Origin of the sequence: Xanthomonas sp. LF06-19, assembly GCF_034105425.1 — a bacterium.
GTDB classification, from domain to species: Bacteria; Pseudomonadota; Gammaproteobacteria; order Xanthomonadales; family Xanthomonadaceae; genus Xanthomonas_A; species Xanthomonas_A sontii.
On sequence record NZ_JAXGGH010000001.1, the window covers coordinates 1 to 21,653 of the forward strand.

Sequence of the window (21,653 nt, forward strand, 5' to 3'; positions counted from 1 at the left end):
CGGCTGGCGCTGACACGGGGTCTGCCGCAGGTGATCCGCACCGAGAAAGGCAAGGAGTTCTGCGGCAAGACGATGGTGACGTGGGCCCACGCGCGCGGTGTGCAGCTGCGCTTGATCCAGCCAGGCAAGCCGAACCAGAACGCCTACATCGAGAGCTTCAACGGCCGCCTGCGCGACGAATGCCTCAACGAGCACTGGTTCCCGACGCTGCTGCACGCCCGCACCGAGATCGAGACCTGGCGACGGGAATATAACGAGGAGCGACCGAAGAAGATCTTGGGCGGCCTGACCCCGGCCGCCTATGCCCAACAGCTAGCGGCCAAAGCCGCTACGATGAAACCCGGACTCTAAAGAGCCCCGCTACTGAAAGCGGGGGGACGTCGCTGGGAGAAAAACAGCGCGCAAAGTATACCGGGCCGTGGCCGCCGACGCGGCCCGGCCGGTGTGCGCCCGCTCACCCCGGCTTAGCCTGGGCCATGGATAATCCGCCGCTTCCCCCACGCCACAGGAATGCCGCCATGGGCCACTGGACCACCCTCGACACCGCTCACGGCCAGGTCTCCGCCTGGCATGCCCTGCCCGAGGGCACGCCGCACGGCGGCCTGGTCGTCATCCAGGAGATCTTCGGGGTGACCGACTACATCCGCGAGGTCGCCGACCGCTACGCGGCGCACGGCTACGAGGTGCTGGCGCCGGCACTGTTCGATCCGGTCGAGAAGGATGCGCAGCTGGCCTACGACCAGGACGGCGTGCGCAAGGGCCTGGAACTGGTCGGTGCGCTCGGCTTCGACCGCGCGCTGGACATCGTGCAGGCGGCCGCGCAGGCGCTGGCGCCGGCCGGCAAGGTCGGCACCCTGGGCTACTGCTGGGGCGGCAGCATCGCGCTGCTGTCGGCGCTGCGCCTGGGCCTGCCCTCGGTGAGCTACTACGGCGGCCGCAACACCCAGTTCCTCGACGAAACGCCGAAGGCGCCGGTGCTGTTCCACTTCGGCGCGCAGGACGGCAGCATCCCGGCCGAGTCGATCCAGCAGCACCGCGAAAAGCTGCCGCAGATGCAGACCTTCGTGTACCCGGCCGGCCACGGCTTCGACCGCCACGTGGACCCGAACCACTACGACGCCGACAGTGCCGAGCTCGCCCGCGAACGCAGCCTGGCGTTCCTCGCCGAGCACCTGGGCTGAGCCGCGGCGTGGCCGACTTCGTCCTCGACCCGCGGCTGCAGGCCGACAGCGCGTTCGTCGCCGACGGGCCGCTGTCGCAGGTGCGGCTGATGGACGACGCGCGCTTCCCGTGGCTGCTGCTGGTGCCGCGGGTGGCCGAGGCCAGCGAATGGATCGACCTGGACGGTGGCCAGCAGCGTCTGCTGCTGGCCGAGATCAACCAGCTCTCGCAACTCCTGCGGCACGAACCGGGCGTGCACAAGCTCAACATCGGCGCGCTGGGCAACGTGGTGCGGCAACTGCACGTGCACGTGCTGGGGCGGCACCCGGACGATGCGGCGTGGCCCGGCCCGGTGTGGGGCAGCGGCGCGGCGCAGCGGCTGCCGCCCGAGGAACTGCAGGCGCGTGTTGCGGCGTGGCGCCAGCGGCTACGATAGGCGCCCTTTTTGCGGAAGCCGCGCCTCCATGAAATCCAATGTGATCGCCGCCATCGTGCTGATCGTGATCGGCCTGGTGTTCCTGGCCAACAACCTGGGCTGGACCAACCTGAGCCTGGGCCGGCTGATCGCCACCTGGTGGCCGGCGATCCTGGTCGCGGTCGGCGTCGGCATGCTGTTCGGCCGCGGCAAGTAGGTGCAGCCGGGATTGGGGATTTGGGAGTGGGGATTCGCCTGGGCGATCCCCACCCCGCTACTGCGTCGCGGCCGCTGACTCAGCGGCGGACGTTGACCACGCGGGTGCCGGCGATCAGGTCGTGCAGGCAGCGCTTGTCCTGGCGGAAGATGAACAGCGCGTCCACCAGGGCGTAGATGCCGCCCACGATCGGCAACAGCGAGATCGCCTGGGTCGGCAGATAGCGCAGCGCGATCAGGCGCCAGAACGGCGGCTGCCCGCCGTCCAGGTCGGCGATGCGGATCCACAGCAGCTTCTTGCCCCAGGTCTGGCCACTCTTGGCCAGCGGGTAGCCCTGCACCAGCAGGAAGATCACCATGCCCAGCACGCCGTAGCCGAGCGTGGTCAGGAACGGCACCTGCACGCCGCTGCGCGCGGCCTCCATGACCTTGCCGAAGTAGCCGGTCAGCGCCGCCACCGGCAGGAACGTCGCCAGCGAGATCACGCCGTCGATCAGCGCCGCGCCGAGGCGCTCGCCGCGTCCGGCCAGGGTCTCACCGTCGGCGATGCCCGGCAGCGCGGGCGGCAACGCCGCGTCGGGGGCCTGGTAGGGATTAGGGTCGTTCATTGCGCGCTCCTTGTGCTGTCGGAAAGAAGGGGGTGGAGGATCAGGTCTTGGGCAGGGTCACGCCGGTCTGGCCCTGGTACTTGCCGCCGCGATCCTTGTAGCTGGTCTCGCAGACGTCGTCGGCATCGGACTGGAAGAACAACATCTGCGCCACGCCTTCGTTGGCGTAGATGCGCGCCGGCAACGGCGTGGTATTGCTGAACTCCAGGGTCACGTGGCCTTCCCACTCCGGCTCCAGCGGGGTCACGTTGACGATGATGCCGCAGCGCGCATAGGTGCTCTTGCCCAGGCATACCACCAGGGTGTCGCGCGGGATGCGGAAGAATTCCACCGTACGCGCCAGCGCGAAGCTGTTGGGCGGGATGATGCACTCGTCGGCCTCGATGTCGACGAAGCTCTTGGGGTCGAAGTGCTTGGGGTCGACGATGGTCGAGTTGATGTTGGTGAACACCTTGAACTCGCGCGAGCAGCGCACGTCGTAGCCGTAGCTGGAGGTGCCATAGCTGACGATGCGCTGGCCGTCGACCTGCTTGACCTGGCCCGGCTCGTAGGGCGCGATCATGCCGTGCTGTTCGGACATGCGGCGGATCCAGCGGTCGCTCTTGATGCTCATGGGGGTTCCTGATGCCGGTGGCGGCGGCCGCAGCCTGCGCGCCGGGAGCGCGGCCGACCGATGGGGCCGGCCGCAATGACCGGCGATTCTAGCCGGTCGCGGGGCGTTCGCGGCAGGCGCCGCGCGCCGCTCAGCGCAACGCCGCGGAGATCGGGATGGCCGCGCGCGGGCGCTTGCGCAGTTCCTCGGTCAGCCGCTGCGCGGTGGCCAGGTAGGCCTGCGCCGCGGCCGAGTCCGGCGCGGCCGCCACCACCGGGGTGCCGGAATCGCCCTGCTCGCGGATCGCGATCGCCAGCGGCAGCGATCCCAGCAGCGGCACACCGTACTGCTGCGCCATGCGCTGGCCGCCGCCCTCGCCGAACAGGTGCTCGACATGGCCGCACTGGCTGCAGGTGTGCACCGCCATGTTCTCGACGATGCCCAGCACCGGCACCTCGACCTTCTCGAACATCTTCAGCGCCTTCTTCGCATCCAGGGTGGCGATGTCCTGCGGGGTGGTGACGATCACCGCGCCGGCCACCGGAATCTTCTGCGCCAGGGTCAGCTGGATGTCGCCGGTGCCCGGCGGCAGGTCGATCAGCAGGTAGTCCAGGTCGTCCCACAGGGTGTCGGCGAACAACTGGGTGAGGGCCGAAGTCGCCATCGGCCCGCGCCAGATCATCGGCGTGTCCTGGTCCACCAGCAGTCCGATCGACATCGCCTCGATGCCGAAGGCGCGCATCGGCTCGATGCTCTTGTCGTCCGGGCTGTCCGGGCGCCCGCTCAGGCCGAGCATGGCCGGCACGCTGGGCCCGTAGACGTCGGCATCCAGCACGCCGACGCGCGCCCCCTGGCGCTGCAGGGCCAGCGCCAGGTTCACCGCGGTCGTGGACTTGCCGACCCCGCCCTTGCCGGAGCCGACGGCGATGACGTTGCGGATGCGCGGATGCGGGGCGAGCTTGGGCTGGACGGCGTGGGCGGGGAGACGCGGGCGTTCGGTCATCGGGAAACTCAACAAGGGAAGCATCGGCGCCGCATGCAGGCGTGCGCCGGACGAAAAGGAGACATGGACCGCGAACGGCGCTGCGGGCCACACAGACACATGACTATACAAGTGTGCCGGTGCGGGGTCCCGCGCCGCGGGCGACGCCGGGGCTGGCGACTTTGCGCAAATGACGGCCGGTGCCGGCGGCAACCCGCTTTCCGCCCTCGCCCATCGCCGCCGCAGACGCCCGCCCGCGCGGACACCGGGACCGGGGCGCGCCATGCCACTGGCGCGACCGAGCGCGCACGCACGCCCCATGATGGAGAGCGGCGCTCACCGAAATGGTGCGCCAGCGCCCGGGCCGCGCTGCCGGCGATGCCCGGCCAGCCCAGTCGGCGCAGGCCTTCCGACGCCAGGGCCGCACCCGCACCATCGCGTTCAGCAATCTATACAAGCAACGCCCCGCAATGGTGCAAAGCAGCGCGAAATTTGTCTACACAGCCACCAGGAGCTGGCGTTTGCCGACGTTTCCGACCGGATCGCAGCACGTTTCGCGTGTAGACGAAAAAAGTGACAGCCATGTACAAACCGCGTTAAGTCCGTGTTACGTTTGGGTTGACCGCAGGATGCGATCCCACTTTCAAGGCACACGTCGCGGCACGAGGCCCCTCGCCTTATCGATTGATTTTCGGGGATAGAGAAAGATGACTGCTCGTCATACTCGTAGTTTCAAGCACAGCCACCTGAGTGCCGCGCTGGCCTCCGCCATGCTTGTCCCGGCCGCGTTCGCTGCCTTCGCGCAGGACGCCACGACCGACGACAAGACCGACAAGGCGACCAATCTGGACAAGATCACCGTCACCGGGTCGCTGATCCCGCAGACGGAGATCGAGACCGCCACTCCGGTCACCACGATCAATGCCGAAGAGATCAAGGCGCGCGGCTTCAGCACCGTGGCCGACGTGCTGCAGAAGAGCTCGTTCGCCACCGGCGGCGTGCAGGGCGGGCAGAGCTCGGGCACCTTCACCCAGGGCGCGAAGACGGTGAGCCTGTTCGGCCTGCCGCCGGGCTACGTGAAGTACCTGATCGACGGCCGCCCGATGTCGAACTACCCGGCGCTGTACAACGGCAGCGACACCTTCAACAACATCAGCGGCATTCCGATCGACCTGGTCGACCGCATCGAGATCCTGCCGGGCGGCCAGTCGTCGCTGTACGGTTCCGACGCGATCGCCGGCGTGATCAACGTCATCCTCAAGAAGAAGATGGACGGCGCGGTGTTCAGCATCCGCGGCGGCGGCTACTCCGAAGGCGGCGGCAGCAACTTCCGCACCACCTTCGCCGACGGCTGGACCTCGGCCGACGGCCGCACCAGCATCCTGGGCGGCTTGCAGTACGAAGAAAAGGATCCGATCTGGGCCTACCAGCGCAGCCAGACCAAGCAGTTCAACACGCAGGGCTACAACGCCCAGCTGCCGAGCCGCGACTTCCTGGTCTACAGCCCGTTCACCAGCTACAAGTTCCTCGACCCGAACAACTGCAGCAACGTGTCCGGCTTGTTCGGCGGCACCATCGCCAAGCAGCAGCGCCGTGGCTTCGGCGACGAGTATTACTGCGGCTCCAAGTACACCCCGGGCTACCGCACCCTGGACAGCGGCACCAAGTCGCTGCAGGCCTACCTGCACGGCACCCATGACCTGAACGACAACGTGCAGCTGTACGGCGACGTGCTCTACAGCCACGACGAGGTCAAGTTCAACGCCGGTTCCAACTACATCTGGTGGGGCACCGCCGCCGACTTCGGCTACTACTACGATCCGCAGGTGGACGACCTGCTGAACCTGCAGCGCTCGTTCGCGCCGGAAGAAATGGGCATCAACGGCATCAAGGACACGATGAGCCGCAACAAGAGCGACTCGGTGCGCGTGACCTTCGGCGCCCAGGGCCAGCTCGGCCAATCGAGCTGGGACTACGATGCCGGCGTCACCTACACCCAGTACAAGCTGGAAGAGCGCCAGCTGGTCCGCTACAAGAACGCGATCGACCAGTTCTTCATCGACAGAGTGCTGGGACCGCAACTTGGCGTTGATCCCACTTTCGGGTATCCGGTCTACTCGCCGAACTACGCGGCGTTCTACTCGCCGATCAGCCAGGCGGACTTCGCCAGCTTCACCGGCCAGGCCACCAACAAGAGCAAGACCTCCGACGGCATGATTCGCGTGCAGGCCACCAACGGCAAGCTGTTCAGCCTGCCCGGCGGCGACGCGGGCCTGGCCGTGGTCGGCGAGTACGGCAAGCAGAAGTGGGACTACGCGCCGGATCCGGTCATCCTCAACGGCGAAGTCTGGGGTCTGACCTCGGTGGCCGGCGGCGGCCAGCGCGACCGCTACGCGCTGACCTCGGAACTGCGCATGCCGGTGTTCGACCCGCTGACCATCACCCTGGCCGGCCGCTACGATGCGTTCAAGGCCAGCGGCCGCACCATCGACAAGCCGACCTACAGCATCTCGCTGGAGTACCGTCCTTTCGAGACCCTGCTGCTGCGCGGCAAGTACGGCACCGCGTTCCGCGCGCCGACCCTGTCCGACCTGTACCAGGGCCAGAGCGGCTACTACAGCAGCGTTGTCGATTACTACCAGTGCGCGCAGCGCGGCTATCTGCCGGGCAATACCGACAACTGTCCGCAGGCCTACTCGAGCCGTCAGTTCCGCGGTACGCAGTCCGGCAGCCTGGACCTGAAGCCGATCAACGCCGACGTGTGGAGCGCGGGCTTCGTGTGGTCGCCGGTGGATCGCATGGCGCTGACCGTCGACTACCTCAACTGGGACATCAGCGATGAAGTCACCCAGCAGAGCGCCGATGGCCTGAGCCTCCAGGACTACCGCTGCCGCGCCGGCATCGACGATGCCGCCTCGGCGCTGTGCCAGGCCACGTTCGCCCAAGTCACACGCAATGCCACCGGCCAGATCACCAACATCTACACACCGAAGATCAACGTCTCCAACCAGAAGCTGGAAGCGGTCACCGCCTCGTTCCGCTATGGCTACGACTTCGGCCGTTGGGGCGACCTGAGCACCATCGCCAGCTACAGCGAGAACCTGCGCCACAAGTACGTGCGCTATACGGGCGACACGCCGGTGGACCTGCTGAACGATCCGTACTGGAGCACCGACCCGAAGCGCAAGGCCGACGCGTCGCTGACCTGGGACATCGGCAAGTTCTCGACCACGTGGTACGCGAGCTGGTTCGACAAGACCCCGAACTACGCGGCGACCGTCGCACCGGCCGGCTATGCCTCCCCGCGCGCCGGCAAGCTGCCGTCGCACATCACCCACAACGCCAGCGTGACCTACAAGGCGTTCGAGGGCATGGAGCTGTCGCTGATGATGACCAACGTGTTCAACAAGATGCCGCCGCTGGACAAGTCCTATCCGGGCAGCGCGCAGTGGGCGTACAACGAATACAACTTCGATGTTTACGGCCGTGCGTACTACCTGGAAATGCGTTACTCGTTCGGCAAGTAAGCCGACACGCATGTCCTCACAGAGCCCACCCGCAAGGGTGGGCTTTTTTTTGCCTCGCATGCGCGGCCTACTAGGTCATTCCATCCATTGCAGGCGTCTGCCCGCGCGGCACGTCGGCGAGATTGGTCAAGCACACATGATTTGCGTACGACGGCGTTCCGCCGCCGTGGCCGTTGGCGCCGTCAGCCCATGCTGTAATCGCGCCCAACGCATCCGTCGCCGCCGAGACGCCCCCTCCTCGTCGTCGTATCCGATGCCGCAATGCATCCAGTGGAGATACCCGACATGGCGCGTCGCGACTTCGATCCCGCCACCTTCGCCGCGGACGGGCGGCCGGCAACCCAGGCACGGCTGTTCGATGCGGACACGCCGCCGCCGTGGCACGGCGTCGTCGCCGGCGCAGCCCTGGGTGGTGCGGTCACCGTCCTGACCTACGGCACCGATGCGATCGGCGACGGCCCGCCGCGCCACGTCCATCCGTACGACGAAACCTTCGTGGTCCTGGTCGGACGCGCGCGATTCTTCGTCGGCGACAGCACGCTCGAGGCGGCGGCCGGAGACGTGGTCTTCGGTCCCGCCGGCGTGCCGCACCGGTTCGAGAACCTGGGTCCTGGCCGTCTGCAGACGCTGGACATCCATCATTCGCCGACCTGGATCCAGACCGATCTGGACTAGGCGAGGCCAGCCACGCGCAGTGCGGCAATGCCGCGGCACACAGGAGCGCCACGGAAGAAGTGCGCAGCGCTCACCGCTCCGCACCACGCCTGCGCCACGCGCCAGCGTGCGCGCCGGATACCACAGCGACCGATCACGGAGCGGTAGAGACCGGCCGCGTGGCCGGCCCAGTGGTTACGGATAGAACGCCGACAACAGCGCCTTCAGTTCCTGCAGATCCTCGCCGTAGCGCTGCCAGCGCCCCATGTAGGAACGCGTCATCGACGTGCGTACCTGCACCACGCTGGCGGTCGCCACCGGCGCCTGGTTCTGCTCGAAATGCAGGCAGGCGTCGTCCCATGGCAGGCCGCAGAACTCCAGCAGGCGGCGCGTGGTCGGCTCCTGCGCATTCACCAGGTCCTCGTAATCGACCTGCAGGATGCGCTGCGGAAGCACCGCGTTCCAGTGCGCCATCAGCCGGTCGAACATCAGGAAGTAGCGGCCGACGTCCATCAGGTCGAAGGAATAGTCGTAGTACGGCGATGACAGCGCGAACAGTTGGCGGAAGTTGCTCAGGCAGGTGTCCATCGGATCGCGCCGCAGGCACACGATCTTGGCCTTCGGCAAGGCCCGCGCGATGTGGCCGGCGTAGAGGAAGTTGTGCGGCAGCTTGTCCACGAAGCGCGGCTTCAGCGCGGTGCCGGGGCGCGTGGATTCGACATAGCCGCGGCCGAGCGCGCGCCAGTCCAGCCCCTGCACCTGGCTCAGCGTGGTTTCGTCGAGGATCTCCGGCGACGGCGTGCCGGTCAGGCGCTTGAGCACCACCGAGAAGTTCTGCAGTTCGCCCGCCGAGTGCACCTGCGAATGACTGGACAGGATCCGGTCCACCAGGGTGGTGCCGCTGCGCGGCATGCCGATCACGAAGATCGGCTCCTCGCTCTCGAAGCCCGCCACCGGCGCATCATCGGCGCGGAAGCTCCGATGCAGGGCCTCGAACAGGCGCGCATCGCGCTCGGAGGTGTAGCCGCGCGCCCGCTTGTGCACCGACTTGCCCTGCACATAACCGCGGAACGCCGCGCGGTAGTCGCCGAGGTCTTCGTGCTCCTTGGCCAGCGCCAGGTTCAGGTGCAGCACCGCGTCCGGATCGTCGACGGCCGACGCCAGCGCGGCGTCGAGCAGCGCCAGGTTGTTCTCCTCCGGCGTCCACTTGCGCAGTTGCGACAGCGACAGGTACACCTTCCAGTAGCGCGGCTCCAGCGCCAGGCAGGCGCGGTATTCGGCCTCGGCCTCCTGCAGCCGTCCGAAGAACAGCAGCGAAGTTCCGAGGTTGTAGCGGAAGCTGGCCTGCTGCGGCGCCGCCTGCACCGCACGCGTGAACGCCTGCAACGACGCGGCGTGTTCGTTGACCTGGCTGTAGACCACGCCCAGCGTGTCCAGGGTATGTGCATCGGTGGGCTGCAGCGCCATCGCATGATCGGCGAAACGGTGCGCATCCTGAAGGAACCGGCCCATCGCCAACACCCGCGCCAGTTGCGCCGCGTAGTCGGCGCGTTCGGGATTGAGGGTCGCGGCCTGGTGCAGATGCACCGCGGCGACCTGCATCTGCTGCAACTCCAGCGCCGCCACGCCGGCGACGAAATGCACGCCCGGATGCTGCGGCAAGGCCTGCAGCAGATGCTGCGCGATCCGCAGCGCGTGCGGCCAGTCGCTGCGATTGAGCGCGGCGATGGCCTGGTTGTAGAGCTGAACCTGTTCGCTCATGGATGCGCCCGATCTCCCCTGGAAGGCTGGCCGCGGCGGCACGCAGGCGGGCGCGGCGGTCTCCGATTATGACCGCAGCGCAGCATTCGCGCGCATGCGCGGTGTCTGCCGCCAGCCGCCGCCGCACACCCCGGCCGCAGGGCGAGCGCGGAGCGAAACGGGCTCGCGCTGGCGCAAACGCCGCGGCGACAAGGGCTTGCATCACGTGGCGTCCAGGTGCGCCTGCCGCGGCGACCGCCTTTACAGCACGTCCACTTCAAAAACATGTCATGTAACGCAAATTTTTCGTTACTTTTCCGATTTGTTCATGCTACGGTCAAGAAACGTGAAACGGACCTCACACTCTCTACACGTACCTGTCCAGGAAGGGACCCGGGTACTGCACAAGCATCTAGGGGAAATTTGTCAATGTCAGTCAAAGCACCGACTCCCAAGCGGAGTCTTCTAGTCGTTGCTGTGTCCGCCATTCTGGCCCTGCCCGCCGCATCGGCGCTGGCGCAAAGCCAGCCCGCGAGCGAGGAATCGGAGACGGAACAACTGACCGAGGCCACCGGCGCCAAGGCGCGCACCCTCGAGAAGGTGACGGTGACCGGTTCGCGCATCCAGCGCACCGAGGTCGAGGGCCCCTCGCCCGTCACCATCATCTCCGCCACGCAGATCGAGCGCGAAGGCTTCAACACCGTCTTCGACGCGCTGAGCACGCTCACCCAGGCCTCCGGCTCCACCCAGAACGAGCTGTTCCAGGGCGGCTTCACCCCCAACGCCAGCGTGATCAACCTGCGCGGTCTCGGCCCCGGCCGTACCCTGCTGCTGATCAACGGCCGCCGCGCCGCGGACTATCCGCTGCCGTACAACGGCCAGAGCAACTTCGCCAACTTCGGCAACATCCCGGCCGCGGCGGTCGACCGCATCGAGATCCTCGCCGGCGGCGCCTCGGCCATCTACGGCTCCGACGCGGTCGCCGGCGTGGTCAACGTCATTCTCAAGACCAACTACGAGGGCGACCTGGTCAAGCTGCGCGGCAGCACCCTGACCCGCGGCGGCGGCGACACCGGCGACTTCCAGTGGATCGGCGGCAAGACCGGCGACCGCTGGAGCCTGACCTACGCCTTCGAGTACACCGCCGGCGAGCCGCTGTACGGCTACCAGCGCGACTTCATGGATTCGTCGCTGGACAACCCGTTCCCGCCGGCCTTCGTCGGCATCCAGCCGACCGGCACCATGCGCGTGCGCCGCCGCACCGGCTCGACCACCAACTCCTACTTCGCGCCGCCGGCCGGCGCCTGCGAACAGTTGGGCGACGAGTGGGTGCGCTGGAACTACCGCAGCGCCAGCGCCGCCGGCGCCATCACCAACCTCGGCCAGGCCTGCGGCACCTTCAAGGATCCGGCCTACCAGACCATCCGCAACGAGAACAACGACCTGTCCGGCTACGCCTACGGCACCTTCGATTTCGAAGGCGGCATGCAGGGCTGGGCCAGCCTGCAGGCCTGGTCGTCCGAGTCCAAGTACACCTCGGGCACCCAGTTCTGGTCCGGCCGCACCAATGGCGCGCTGTGGTTCGATCCCGGCTTCAACGCGCTGGTCGACGCGCAGCGCGTGTTCGCCCCGCAGGAAGCCGGCGGCGTCGAGCACCTGATGGCGCGCAACAAGGAGAAGTCCTACGACTTCGCCGCCGGCCTGCGCGGCAAGCTGGGCGACCGCTTCGACTGGGACCTGACCCTGTCGCGCGCCGAGTACAAGGTGAAGGTCGATCGTCCGCGCCTGATGGCCTCGGCGGTCAACGACTACTTCCTCGGCCAGCAACTGGGCACCCGCGTGGTCGGCGGCGTCACCTATCCGGTGTATCGCCTGAACCAGCAGCGCTACTACAGCGCACTGACCCCGGACCAGTTCGCGGCGTTGAGCACCACGGTCAAGACCGACGCCAACTCGCATGTCAACCAGGGCAGCTTCGTGCTCTCCGGCGACCTGTTCGAGCTGCCGGCCGGCGCGCTGGGCTTTGCCGGCGTGGTCGAAGCCTCGCAGCAGGAATACAAGCTCAATGCCGACCCGCGCATCCTGCCCGACTACACCGGCACCGACCGTCCGTACAATCTCACCGGCACCGGCGGCGGCGGCAAGCGCGACCGCTACGCGCTGGGCGTGGAGCTGTCGATTCCGATCCTCAGCTCGCTGAAGGCGCACCTGGCCGGACGCCTGGACAAGTACGACGACGTCACCGCGGTGGACGACGCCAAGACCTGGAACGCCGGCCTGGAATGGCGTCCGCTGGACAATCTGCTGTTCCGCGGCTCCTACTCCACCAGCTTCCGCGCGCCGGACCTGCACTACGTGTTCGCCGATCGCAGCGGTTCGTTCTCCAGCATCTTCGACACCCGTCGCTGCCTGGAAAGCGGCCGCGCCGCGGCGCAGTGCCCGACCTCGGACACCACGGTGAACTACACCGCGTACGGCGTGCGCCAGGGCACCACCAACCTCTCCGAGGAAACCGGCACGTCGTGGACCGCCGGCTTCGTGTGGGACGTGCTCGACGGCCTGTCGGTCACCGCCGACTACTACGACATCCGCCTGAAGAACGTGGTGGCCGACATCACCTCCACCTACATCCTCGACGGCGAAGCCGGCTGCGTGACCGGGCTGACCCGCAACCGCAACCCGTTCACCCTGGGTGCGCCGGGCTCGGCGTTCTGCAACGACATGCTGTCGCGGGTCACCCGCCTCAACGCGCCGGGCACGCCGAACGACGGCCAGATCACCGAGATTCGCCGCGGTCCGATCAACCGCGCCTTCCTCGGCACCAAGGGCATCGATGCGTCGCTGGACTACCGCCTGGACACCGACCGGCTTGGCGACTTCCGCTTCCAGGTGGGCTACTCGCACACCCTCGAGCAGAAGTCGGCCGAGTTCAAGGGCGATCCGATCCTCGATTACCGCGACGACCTGGGCAACTTCGACTTCCGCAGCCGCATCCGTACCACCGCGACCTGGCAGAGGAACGACTGGCAGGCGGCGGTGTTCATGATCCGCTACGGCAGCCTGCCGAACTGGCAGGAGACCGGCCGCATCGCGCCGTACTTCATCTGGAACGCCAACGTGGGCAAGAAGCTGACCGACAAGCTGACGGTCAACTTCTACGTCAACAACGTGTTCGACAAGACGCATCCGAAGGACAGCGGCTACAACACGTATCCGTACTTCTGGCGCGCCTACAGCCCGTACGGCCGCGAAGTGGCGGCGGAGTTCCAGTACCGCTTCCGCTGAGCCGCACCACGCGCACCGGAGGTCAGCGAGAGCCCGGCATCGGGCTCTCGCTGTGTTCAATCACGCAAAAAGGATTCTCGTGAAACGACTCGTTGCTTTCTGCGCGCTGGGGCTGTGCCTGCACGTCGGCATCGCCGCGGCCGCTCCCCCGCCCATTGCGGATTTCGTCAAACGTCCCACCTACAGCGCGGTGAAGATTTCGCCGGACGGCGAATACCTGGCGCTGACCGTGGACCGCGGCGAGCAGGACGTGCTGACCGTGCTCGGCACGCGCGACCTCAAGCCGATCAAGGTCAACGTGCTGCCGGACGGCAAGAGCGTCGGCGCGTTCTACTGGACCGGCCGCAAGCGGCTGCTGTTCACCGCGGTCAAGAAGGTCGGTTCGTTCGAGCGGCCGATGGGCACCGGCGAGTGGTTCGCGGTCGACGCCGACGGCGGCCAGCCGCGCACCCTGATCGAATACGGCACCCAGGGCGTCACCCAGCGCGGCAAGAGCGTGGGCCGCGAATCGTTCTCCCTGCTCGACACGCTGCGCGACGACGAGCAGAACGTGGTCATGCAGGTGCGCTACCCGCGCTCCTCGGAAGGTGCCGGCACCGAAGTGGTGATGATCGACACCCTCAGCGGGCGGCGCAAATCGCTGGGCCGCGCGCCGAAGACGAACTGTTCCATCGCCCTGGACGCGACCAAGCAGCCCGCCTTCGCCACCTGCCAGAGCGACAAGGACGAGGACACCGGCTACGACAGCCACAGCGAGGTGTACGCGCTGAAGGACGGCAAGTGGGAGCTCATCAACGCCAGCAAGGCCGATGGCGCGCGCCTGGACATCGCCTGGTCCACCGCCAACGGCCGCGTCTATGCCACCCGCGACGACGGCAAGGCGCCCGGCGCGTTCGGGTATCTGGATCCGCGCAGCGGCGGCTTCGTCACCCTGTTCCAGGACCCCACCAGCGAGGTGGCGCGCACCATCACCGCCACCGACGGCTCGGACACCGCGCTGGCGGTGGTCACCGAGGCCGGCGCGCCGCAGGTCAAGCTGATCGACGAGGCGCATCCGGACGCAGCGTTGTACGCCAGCCTGGCCGCGGCCTTTCCCGGCCAGTACGTCGACTTCGCCAGCGCCACCCGCAATGGCGACACCATCGTGGTCAGCGTGCGCAGCGACCAGAATCCCGGCGAGCTGTACCTGTACGAGCGCGCCACCGGCAAGGCGCGCTTCCTGATGAAGAGCCGGCCCTGGATCGATGCGGCGAAGATGGCCACGATCACGCCGATCCAGTTCACCGCCCGCGACGGTCTGCGCATCCATGGCTACCTCACCGTGCCGGCCGGAGCGCAGGCGAAGAACCTGCCGCTGATCGTCAACGTGCACGGCGGACCGATGGGGCCGCGCGACAACTGGGGCTTCCATTCGGAGGCGCAACTGTTCGCCAGCCGCGGCTACGCCACGCTGCAACTCAACTACCGCGGCTCCGGCGGCTTCGGCAAGGCGTTCATGGACCGCGCCTACGGGCAGTGGGACGGCGGCATCATCAACGACATCGTCGACGGCACCCAGTACGCCATCCAGCAGGGTCTGGCCGATCCGGCGCGGATCTGCATCTACGGCGGCAGCTTCGGCGGCTACGCAGCGATGATGGCGCCGGTGCGCGCGCCGGGGCTGTTCCGCTGCGCGTTCGGCTACGTCGGCATGTACGACGCCAAGATCCAGTTGCGGCTCAGCGACACCAGCAAGAGCGAGAGCGGCAGGCGCTATCTGCTGCGCGCCTTCGGCAGCACCAGTGCCGAGCAGGAGCGGATGTCGCCGATCAACCACGTGCAGGCGCTGACGCTGCCGATCTACCTCGCCGCCGGTGCACGCGACGACCGCTGCCCGCCGGAGCACACCGAGGCGCTGGCCAAGGCGCTGCAGGCGGCCGGCAACCCACCCGAAGGCGTGATCGTGCAGTCCGGCGAAGGCCACGGCTTCTACAAAGAAGACAACAACCTCAACCTCTACACCCGGATGCTGGGGTTCTTCGACGCGCACCTGGGCGGTTCCGCGGCACGACCGAGCGCATCCGTGCAGGCCGGCGCGCCCTGACGCTGGCGCAGACAACGCCACGGCGCGCCGCCGTGGCACGCGCGGCGCGCTGCACGCGCCGCGCCTTTCCCTCGCCCTGGTCGCCATGCCAGGGTTCTTTTTTTCTTGCCGCTACCGTCCGCCGCCGCTCAACCGCGCAACAACGCCATCGCTGCATTGTGGCCGGGCGCGCCGGTCACGCCGCCGCCGGGGTGGGTGCCGGAGCCGCACAGGAACAGGCCGGGAATCGCACCGCGGTACGCCGCCTGGCCGAGCATCGGCCGTGCGCTGAACAACTGGTTGAGGCTCAGCGCGCCGTGGAAGATGTCGCCGCCGATCAGCCCGAAGGTGCGCTCCAGGTCCAGCGGGCTCAGCACCTGCCGGCCCAGCACCGCGGCGGCGAAGCCCGGCGCGTAGCGCTCGACGGTGGCGATCATCAGGTCGGCGACCTCGTCGCGGTGCGCGTCCCAGTTGCGCCCGTCCGGCAACTGCGGCGCGACGTGCTGGCAGAACAGGCTGACCACGTGCTGGCCGGGCGGCGCCAGGCCATCGTCCAGGGTGCTGGGAATCAGCAGTTCGACGATCGGTTCGCGCGACCAGCCGTGCCGGCGCGCGTCGTGGTAGGCGCGGTCCATGTAGTCCAGGCTAGGCGCCAGTACGATGCCGGCGGTGAGATGATCGCCCGGCCCCGGCAGCGCGCTGAAACTGGGCAGCCGCGACAGCGCCACGTTCATGCGGAACGTGCCGGAACCGCAGCGCCAGTGCACCATGCGCTCGCGGGTGGCGGCCGGCACGTGCGCCGGATCGAGCAGGCGTTCGTACAGCAGCTTGGGATTGACGTTGGCGACCACGTGCCGCGCCCGCAGGCGCTCGCCCTGCTCGGTGACCACGCCGACCGCGCGTCCGCCCTCGACCAGGATCTCGCGCACGCCCGCATCTGTGCGGATGCGCGCGCCGGCCGCAGTGGCCGCGCGGGCCATGGCCTGGGTGATCGCGCCCATGCCGCCCAGCGCATGGCCCCAGGCGCCCTTGACCCCATTGCTCTCGCCGAACACGTGGTGCAGCAGCACGTAGGCCGATCCCGGCGTGTACGGGCTGGCGTAGTTGCCGACGATGCCGTCGAAGCCGAACAACGCCTGCGCCGCGTCGCTCTCGAACCAGCGCTGCAGATACTCGGCGGCGGAGATGGTGAACAGGTCCAGCAGGTCCTGGCGCAACTCCGCATCCAGCGCATGCAGGCGGCGCCCGAGGCGGCCGGCGCGCAGCAGCTCGGGCAGTGCCTGCAGCCAGCCGCCATCGGTGACGTTGGGGGGCGGCTGCAACGCCAGCGCGCGCAGCACGTCGGCGATGCCCTCCAGCCGCGCCTCGTAGGCCGGCAGGCGCGCGGCGTCGCGCGCGGAGAACTTGGCCAGTTCGGCCTGGGTGTGGCCGGCGCCGGTCAGCAGATAACGTCCATCCGGCAACGGCAGGAAGTTGTTGCGCCGGCGCGGCACGATGCGCAGGCCGTGCCCGGCCAGATCCAGGTCGGCGATCACCTTGGGCTGCAGCAGCGACACCGTGTAGGACGCCACCGAGTTGCGGAACCCGGGGTGGAACTCCTCGGTCACCGCGGCGCCGCCGACCACGCCGCGCCGTTCGAGCACCGTCACCTTCCAGCCGGCCCGCGCCAGGTAGGCGGCGCAGACCAGGCCGTTGTGGCCGGCGCCGACGATCAGGGCATCGCATGGCGGTTCGCGGGTCATGGCCGCATGGTAAGCCAGCGCCGGCGGACCTGCCGACGGCGGGCGGCGACGCCGTCCTGCGGCCCAATGGCCAGGGCCACCCATGACCTTCGACACCCCTGAAACCTGCAGTGGCGGCGTAGAGTCTCGCCACGGCCCGTGCGGGCCATTCCTTTATCCACGTCGGCCTGGAGCCTGCCTGTGACCCTTCGCAATCCCAAGATGCTGCTGTTGACCCTGGCCGTGAGCGCCGCGCTGACCGGCTGCAACAAGCCCGAGAGCGCCGCGCCCGCCGCCGATGCCGCCAAGTCCGCGCCGGCCGCCGCCCCGGCCGCGGCGTCGACCGACCTCAAGCTCGACACCAGCAAGTTGCCGGCCTACAACGCCTTCAACGTCGACGACCTGGACGCCAGCAAGAACGCCTGCGACGACTTCAACGGCTACGTCAACGGCAAGTGGCTGGCCGCCAACGAGATCCCCAAGGACCGCAGCAGCTGGGGCGCGTTCTCGATCCTGGACGAGCGCTCGGTCGCGGCGCAGCACCAGCTGGCCGAACAGGCCGCCGCCGCGGCCAACCCGCAGGGCGTGGAGAAGATCGTCGGCGACTTCTGGTCCTCGGGCATGGACGAAGCCAAGATCAACGCCCAGGGCATCGCGCCGCTGAAGGCCGACCTGGCCGCGATCGACGGCCTCAAGGACGGCCCGGCGGTGGCCGAGTACCTGCGCCAGAGCGCGGCCAAGGGCGAGAACGGCCTGTTCGGCTTCGGCGCCGAGGCGGACTTCAAGAATTCGGCGATGAACATGGCCTACGCCATGCAGGGCGGCCTCGGCCTGCCCGACCGCAGCTACTACTTCGACGCCGACAAGCAGGACAAGCTCAAGGCCTACCAGGCGCACGTGGCCAAGGTGCTGGAGCTGGCCGGCGTGCCGGCGGCCGACGCGGCCAAGCAGGCGCAGGACGTGGTGGCGCTGGAAACGCGCCTGGCCAAGGTGTCCAAGTCCAGCGAGCAGCTCTCGCGCGACGCCGAGCTGTCCTACAACCCGGTCACCCCGGCCGACGCCGACAAGCTGACCCCGAACTTCCCCTGGACCAAGTTCTTCGAGTCGCAGGGCGTGGCCGTGCCGGAGAAGTTCTCGCTGGCGATCCCTGCCTTCCATCAGGAAGTGAGCAAGGCGCTGGGCGACACCGACCCGTCGGTGTGGCGCGCCTACCTGCGCTTCCACACCGTGGACAGCGCCTCGCCGTACCTGAGCGACGCCTTCGCGCAGGAAAACTTCGCCTTCTACGGCAAGGAACTCAACGGCCAGGCCGAGATGAAGCCGCGCTGGAAGCGCGTGCTCGGCAGCATCAACGAAGGCGCCGGCGAGGCGATGGGCCAGATGTACGTCAAGGTCGCCTTCTCGGCCGACGACAAGGCCAAGATGCAGCAACTGGTCGAGAACCTGAGTCAGGCGCTGAAGGCGCGCCTGGAGAAGCTGACCTGGATGAGCGACGAGACCAAGGCCAAGGCCCTGGACAAGTGGAAGACCTTCACCCCGAAGATCGGCTACCCGGACAAGTGGCGCGACTACGCCAGCCTGAGCACCCAGCGCGACAGCTATCTGGACAACGTGCGCGCCGCCACCTCGTTCAACTACAAGTACAACCTCAGCAAGATCGGCAAGCCGGTGGACAAGACCGAGTGGGGCATGACCCCGCAGACGGTCAACGCCTACTACAACCCGCTGCAGAACGAGATCGTGTTCCCGGCGGCGATCCTGCAGCCGCCGTTCTTCGACCCCAAGGCCGACGACGCGTTCAACTACGGCGGCATCGGCGCGGTGATCGGCCACGAGATGACCCACGGTTACGACGACCAAGGCGCGCGCTTCGGGCCGACCGGCAACTTCGAGAATTGGTGGACCCCGGCCGACGCCAAGAAGTTCTCCGCGCTCACCGGCAAGCTGGTGCAGCAGTTCGACGGCTACGAGGTCGACGGCAAGCACGTCAACGGCAAGCTGACCCTGGGCGAGAACATCGCCGACCTGGGCGGCATCACCACCGCCTACGACGCCATGAAGAAGGCCACCGAGGGCAAGGACGACCCGAAGGTCGGCGGCATGAGCCGCGACCAGAACTTCTTCATCAACTGGGCCACCGTGTGGCGCACCAAGTACACCCCGCAGAACGCGATGGTGCGCCTGACCACCGATCCGCACGCCCCGGCGCAGTTCCGCGCGATCGGCGCGCCGTCGAACCTGGAGGCCTTCGCCACCGCGTTCCAGTGCAAGCCGGGCGCGCCGATGGTGCGCAGCGGCGACAAGCGCGTGGTGATCTGGTAAGCGGCAGCGTCACCGCCGTCCCGCGAAAAGGCCCGGCATGTCCGGGCTTTTTCTTTGCGCGGCTGCCGGCATGCGACAGCCGTGGCGATGCCGACCGCCCTGTGCGGCCAGCGGCGTCCGTGGTTGTCCAAGCCCCTCGCTGAATCCGGTGGGGACGCCGGCGCACGTCATCGCCACAGTTGCACACCGCGGCTTGTTAAACTCCGCCGACTTTAATCCTGACCGGATGCGTTCCCGATGCCCAATGCCCGTCCGCTTGCCCTCGCCGTCGCCCTCGGCCTGATCGCCCTCGCCTCCGCCGCCGATGCCGCGCCCAAGAAGAAGCGCGCCGCCGCGCCCAAGGCCCCGCCGATCAGCGCGGCCTGCAGCGACTTCTACGACGATGCCAACGCCGACTGGCTGAAGCAGAACCCGGTGCCGCAGACTGGCGCGGTCACCGCGCTGGGCCAGCTCGCCGAGCGCGCGCAGCAACAGCAGCGCGACCTGCTCGATGCGTCCATGCAGTCGCCGCAGAACGCGGTGCAGAAGGCGCTGGGCGACTTCTGGGCCAGCGGCCTGGACGAGGCCGCCGTCGAGAAGGACGGCTCCAACCCGATCGCGCCGCTGCTCGGCCGCATCGATGCGATCAAGAAAGCCAAGGACGTGCCGGCCTCGATCGCCGCGCTGCACCAGATCGGCATCCCGGTTGCGTTCAACTTCGGCGCCGACGTCGACCTGAAGGCGCTGGACCGCCACATCGGCTACTTCATGCAGGGCGGCATGGGCCTGCCCGACCCGGCCTTCTACACCCGCACCGACGCCGACACCATGGCGCTGATGGGCCGCTACCGCACCTACGTCAAGCAGATCCTGACCCTGACCGGCACCCCGGCCGACCGCCTCGAGGCCGACGCGCAATCGGTGCTGCAGATCGAGACCGCGCTGGCGCGCAGCGCCAAGTCGCTGGCCGGCATCAACAACCCGTTCAACAACTATTCGCCGATCTCGACCAAGGAGTTGAACAAGCAGTACCGCAACCTGCAGCTCGACGCCTTCCTCAAGGCCCAGGGCGTCAACGACGACCTGGTGTCGATGGCCGACCCGGACATGTTCAAGCAACTCGACGGCATGATCGTCAGCATCAAGCCCGAGCAGTGGAAGGCCTACCTGCGCTGGCGCGTGGGCGATGCGATGGCGCCGTACCTGTCCAAGAGCTTCCGCGACGCCAGCTTCGAGTTCCGCGGCCGCGTGCTGCAGGGCCAGGTCGCGCCGCCGCCGCGCTGGGCGCAGGTGCTGGACGCGATCAACGTCGCCGCCGGCCCGATGCTGGGCCGCGAGTACGTGGCCCGCTACCTGTCGGCCGACACCCGCCGCCAGGCCGAGACCATCGCCGATCAGGTGCGCGACGCGCAGATCGCCGCGGTCAAGCGCAGCACCTGGCTGAGCGAGCCGGCGCGCACCGAGGCGCAGGCCAAGCTGGTCGCACTGAAGATCGAGGTCGGCGCGCCGCGCCGCGACCTCGACTACACCCTGCAGCCGATGGGCCGCGGCAGCTTCGGCGGCAACATGCTGATCGCCTCCACCTGGCGTCACCGCGAGGAGATGAAGCGCATCGGCAAGGGCAACGCCGACCGCCGCTGGGACGTGCTGCCGCAGCAGCCGGCGCTGACCTACGACATCGCCCAGAACCGCCTGATCGTTACCGCCGCGGTGCTGCAGCCGCCGGTGTACGCGGCCGGTGGCGACGCCGCGACGCTGTACGGCGCCTACGGCGCGATGGTCGCGCACGAGCTGATCGGTGCCATCGACAGCAAGGGCAGCCAGGTCGACGCGCAGGGCCAGTTGCGCAACTGGTGGACGCCGGAGGACAAGAGCGCCTGGAACGCGCTGGCCGCCCGTACCGCCGCGCAGTACGGCGCCTACGACTTCCCGGGCGTGAAGGGCGCCAAGGTCAACGGCCCGCTGACCCAGGACGAGGACCTGACCGACATCGGCAGCGTCGAACTGGCCTGGCAGGCCTACAGCGCCGCGCAACCGACCGCCAACGAGGCAAGCAAGCAGGCGTTCTACAAGGCCTGGGCCGGCCTGTGGGCGCAGCAGCTGTCGCCGAACGAAGCCGTGCAGCGGGTCACCGCCGACGTGCACGCGCCCGGCCGCTGGCGCACCAACGGCGCGCTGGCCAACCTGCCCGCCTTCGCCGCGACCTTCACCTGCAAGCCCGGCCAGCCGATGGTGCGCAGCGAAGCCGAACAGATCCACCTGTGGCCGTGAGCCGGTGTCGGCGCTAGCCGCCGGCCAGGCACACACAGCAAGACGGCGCGGGCAACCGCGCCGTCTTGCGTTCAGGGGTCGGGAAAACGTGCCGCCGGCGCCGCGCTTGCGGCGCGCA

General features: G+C 68.2%; 15 protein-coding genes. 10 read left to right on the forward strand and 5 right to left on the reverse strand.

Features of this window, described 5'->3' with window-relative positions; translation table 11 throughout:
* The 4 genes from SLW55_RS00005 to SLW55_RS00020 form a co-directional block, all read left to right on the forward strand.
* A partial coding sequence (locus SLW55_RS00005) for an integrase core domain-containing protein (RefSeq protein WP_320744263.1) occupies positions 1–351 on the forward strand: 351 nt, incomplete at its 5' end.
* 167 nt (positions 352–518) lie between these two features.
* The gene (locus SLW55_RS00010) at positions 519–1,181 is read left to right on the forward strand and encodes a dienelactone hydrolase family protein (protein ID WP_320744264.1); all 663 of its coding nucleotides are present in this window, start codon (positions 519–521) and stop codon (positions 1,179–1,181) included.
* A gap of 8 nt (positions 1,182–1,189) precedes the next feature.
* Positions 1,190–1,597: an HIT family protein gene (locus tag SLW55_RS00015; RefSeq protein WP_152236094.1), complete on the forward strand. Its 408-nt coding sequence runs from the start codon at positions 1,190–1,192 to the stop codon at positions 1,595–1,597.
* Between the two features lie 28 nt (positions 1,598–1,625).
* Positions 1,626–1,793 (forward strand): DUF5668 domain-containing protein, encoded by a 168-nt coding sequence (locus SLW55_RS00020; protein WP_003467495.1) that lies wholly within the window; start codon positions 1,626–1,628, stop codon positions 1,791–1,793.
* A 79-nt stretch (positions 1,794–1,872) separates the two neighbouring features.
* Here the strand turns inward: SLW55_RS00020 and SLW55_RS00025 are convergent, their stop codons facing one another.
* The 3 genes from SLW55_RS00025 to apbC all read right to left on the reverse strand — a co-directional run bounded on the left by SLW55_RS00025 (position 1,873) and on the right by apbC (position 3,995).
* Positions 1,873–2,400: an RDD family protein gene (locus SLW55_RS00025; RefSeq protein ID WP_152236095.1), complete on the reverse strand. Its 528-nt coding sequence runs from the start codon at positions 2,398–2,400 to the stop codon at positions 1,873–1,875.
* A 40-nt stretch (positions 2,401–2,440) separates the two neighbouring features.
* Positions 2,441–3,013, reverse strand: coding sequence for a dCTP deaminase (gene dcd, locus SLW55_RS00030; protein WP_010340509.1), 573 nt, complete (start codon positions 3,011–3,013; stop codon positions 2,441–2,443).
* Between the two features lie 130 nt (positions 3,014–3,143).
* The gene (gene apbC, locus SLW55_RS00035) at positions 3,144–3,995 is read right to left on the reverse strand and encodes an iron-sulfur cluster carrier protein ApbC (protein ID WP_295913183.1); all 852 of its coding nucleotides are present in this window, start codon (positions 3,993–3,995) and stop codon (positions 3,144–3,146) included.
* Positions 3,996–4,744: 749 nt separating this feature from the next.
* On the opposite strand from apbC, the gene SLW55_RS00040 reads away from it, so the two are divergent.
* Together SLW55_RS00040 and SLW55_RS00045 are read left to right on the forward strand one after the other, a co-directional pair.
* Positions 4,745–7,501, forward strand: a complete 2,757-nt coding sequence (locus SLW55_RS00040; RefSeq protein ID WP_267102926.1) for a TonB-dependent receptor — start codon at positions 4,745–4,747, stop codon at positions 7,499–7,501.
* 285 nt (positions 7,502–7,786) lie between these two features.
* The gene (locus tag SLW55_RS00045) at positions 7,787–8,176 is read left to right on the forward strand and encodes a cupin domain-containing protein (RefSeq protein ID WP_267099147.1); all 390 of its coding nucleotides are present in this window, start codon (positions 7,787–7,789) and stop codon (positions 8,174–8,176) included.
* Between the two features lie 174 nt (positions 8,177–8,350).
* Here the strand turns inward: SLW55_RS00045 and SLW55_RS00050 are convergent, their stop codons facing one another.
* Complete coding sequence (locus SLW55_RS00050; protein WP_295965594.1) at positions 8,351–9,916, reverse strand: tetratricopeptide repeat-containing sulfotransferase family protein; 1,566 nt, start codon at positions 9,914–9,916, stop codon at positions 8,351–8,353.
* A 456-nt stretch (positions 9,917–10,372) separates the two neighbouring features.
* Between SLW55_RS00050 and SLW55_RS00055 the strand changes: the two genes are divergently transcribed.
* Positions 10,373–13,180, forward strand: coding sequence for a TonB-dependent receptor (locus tag SLW55_RS00055; protein WP_267099145.1), 2,808 nt, complete (start codon positions 10,373–10,375; stop codon positions 13,178–13,180).
* A gap of 79 nt (positions 13,181–13,259) precedes the next feature.
* The gene (locus tag SLW55_RS00060; protein ID WP_320744265.1) at positions 13,260–15,263 is read left to right on the forward strand and encodes a S9 family peptidase; all 2,004 of its coding nucleotides are present in this window, start codon (positions 13,260–13,262) and stop codon (positions 15,261–15,263) included.
* A gap of 128 nt (positions 15,264–15,391) precedes the next feature.
* Here SLW55_RS00060 and SLW55_RS00065 read toward each other — a convergent pair whose 3' ends face one another.
* Positions 15,392–16,984, reverse strand: coding sequence for an NAD(P)/FAD-dependent oxidoreductase (locus SLW55_RS00065; protein WP_320744266.1), 1,593 nt, complete (start codon positions 16,982–16,984; stop codon positions 15,392–15,394).
* 201 nt (positions 16,985–17,185) lie between these two features.
* On the opposite strand from SLW55_RS00065, the gene SLW55_RS00070 reads away from it, so the two are divergent.
* The gene (locus SLW55_RS00070) at positions 17,186–19,285 is read left to right on the forward strand and encodes a M13-type metalloendopeptidase (protein ID WP_267099201.1); all 2,100 of its coding nucleotides are present in this window, start codon (positions 17,186–17,188) and stop codon (positions 19,283–19,285) included.
* Positions 19,286–19,522: 237 nt separating this feature from the next.
* Positions 19,523–21,535, forward strand: a complete 2,013-nt coding sequence (locus tag SLW55_RS00075) for a M13 family metallopeptidase (protein ID WP_320744267.1) — start codon at positions 19,523–19,525, stop codon at positions 21,533–21,535.
* Positions 21,536–21,653: the final 118 nt, after the last annotated feature.

What these genes read in the sequence shown, in the direction of transcription:
- SLW55_RS00010 (WP_320744264.1), top strand. Translation starts at nt 519, where the DNA reads ATGGGCCACTGGACCACCCTCGACACCGCTCACGGCCAGGTCTCCGCC.
- SLW55_RS00020 (WP_003467495.1), top strand. Translation starts at nt 1,626, where the DNA reads ATGAAATCCAATGTGATCGCCGCCATCGTGCTGATCGTGATCGGCCTG.
- SLW55_RS00025 (WP_152236095.1), bottom strand. Translation starts at nt 2,400, where the DNA reads ATGAACGACCCTAATCCCTACCAGGCCCCCGACGCGGCGTTGCCGCCC.
- dcd (WP_010340509.1), bottom strand. Translation starts at nt 3,013, where the DNA reads ATGAGCATCAAGAGCGACCGCTGGATCCGCCGCATGTCCGAACAGCAC.
- apbC (WP_295913183.1), bottom strand. Translation starts at nt 3,995, where the DNA reads ATGACCGAACGCCCGCGTCTCCCCGCCCACGCCGTCCAGCCCAAGCTC.
- SLW55_RS00040 (WP_267102926.1), top strand. Translation starts at nt 4,745, where the DNA reads ATGCTTGTCCCGGCCGCGTTCGCTGCCTTCGCGCAGGACGCCACGACC.
- SLW55_RS00045 (WP_267099147.1), top strand. Translation starts at nt 7,787, where the DNA reads ATGGCGCGTCGCGACTTCGATCCCGCCACCTTCGCCGCGGACGGGCGG.
- SLW55_RS00050 (WP_295965594.1), bottom strand. Translation starts at nt 9,916, where the DNA reads ATGAGCGAACAGGTTCAGCTCTACAACCAGGCCATCGCCGCGCTCAAT.
- SLW55_RS00065 (WP_320744266.1), bottom strand. Translation starts at nt 16,984, where the DNA reads ATGACCCGCGAACCGCCATGCGATGCCCTGATCGTCGGCGCCGGCCAC.
- SLW55_RS00070 (WP_267099201.1), top strand. Translation starts at nt 17,186, where the DNA reads ATGCTGCTGTTGACCCTGGCCGTGAGCGCCGCGCTGACCGGCTGCAAC.
- SLW55_RS00075 (WP_320744267.1), top strand. Translation starts at nt 19,523, where the DNA reads ATGCCCAATGCCCGTCCGCTTGCCCTCGCCGTCGCCCTCGGCCTGATC.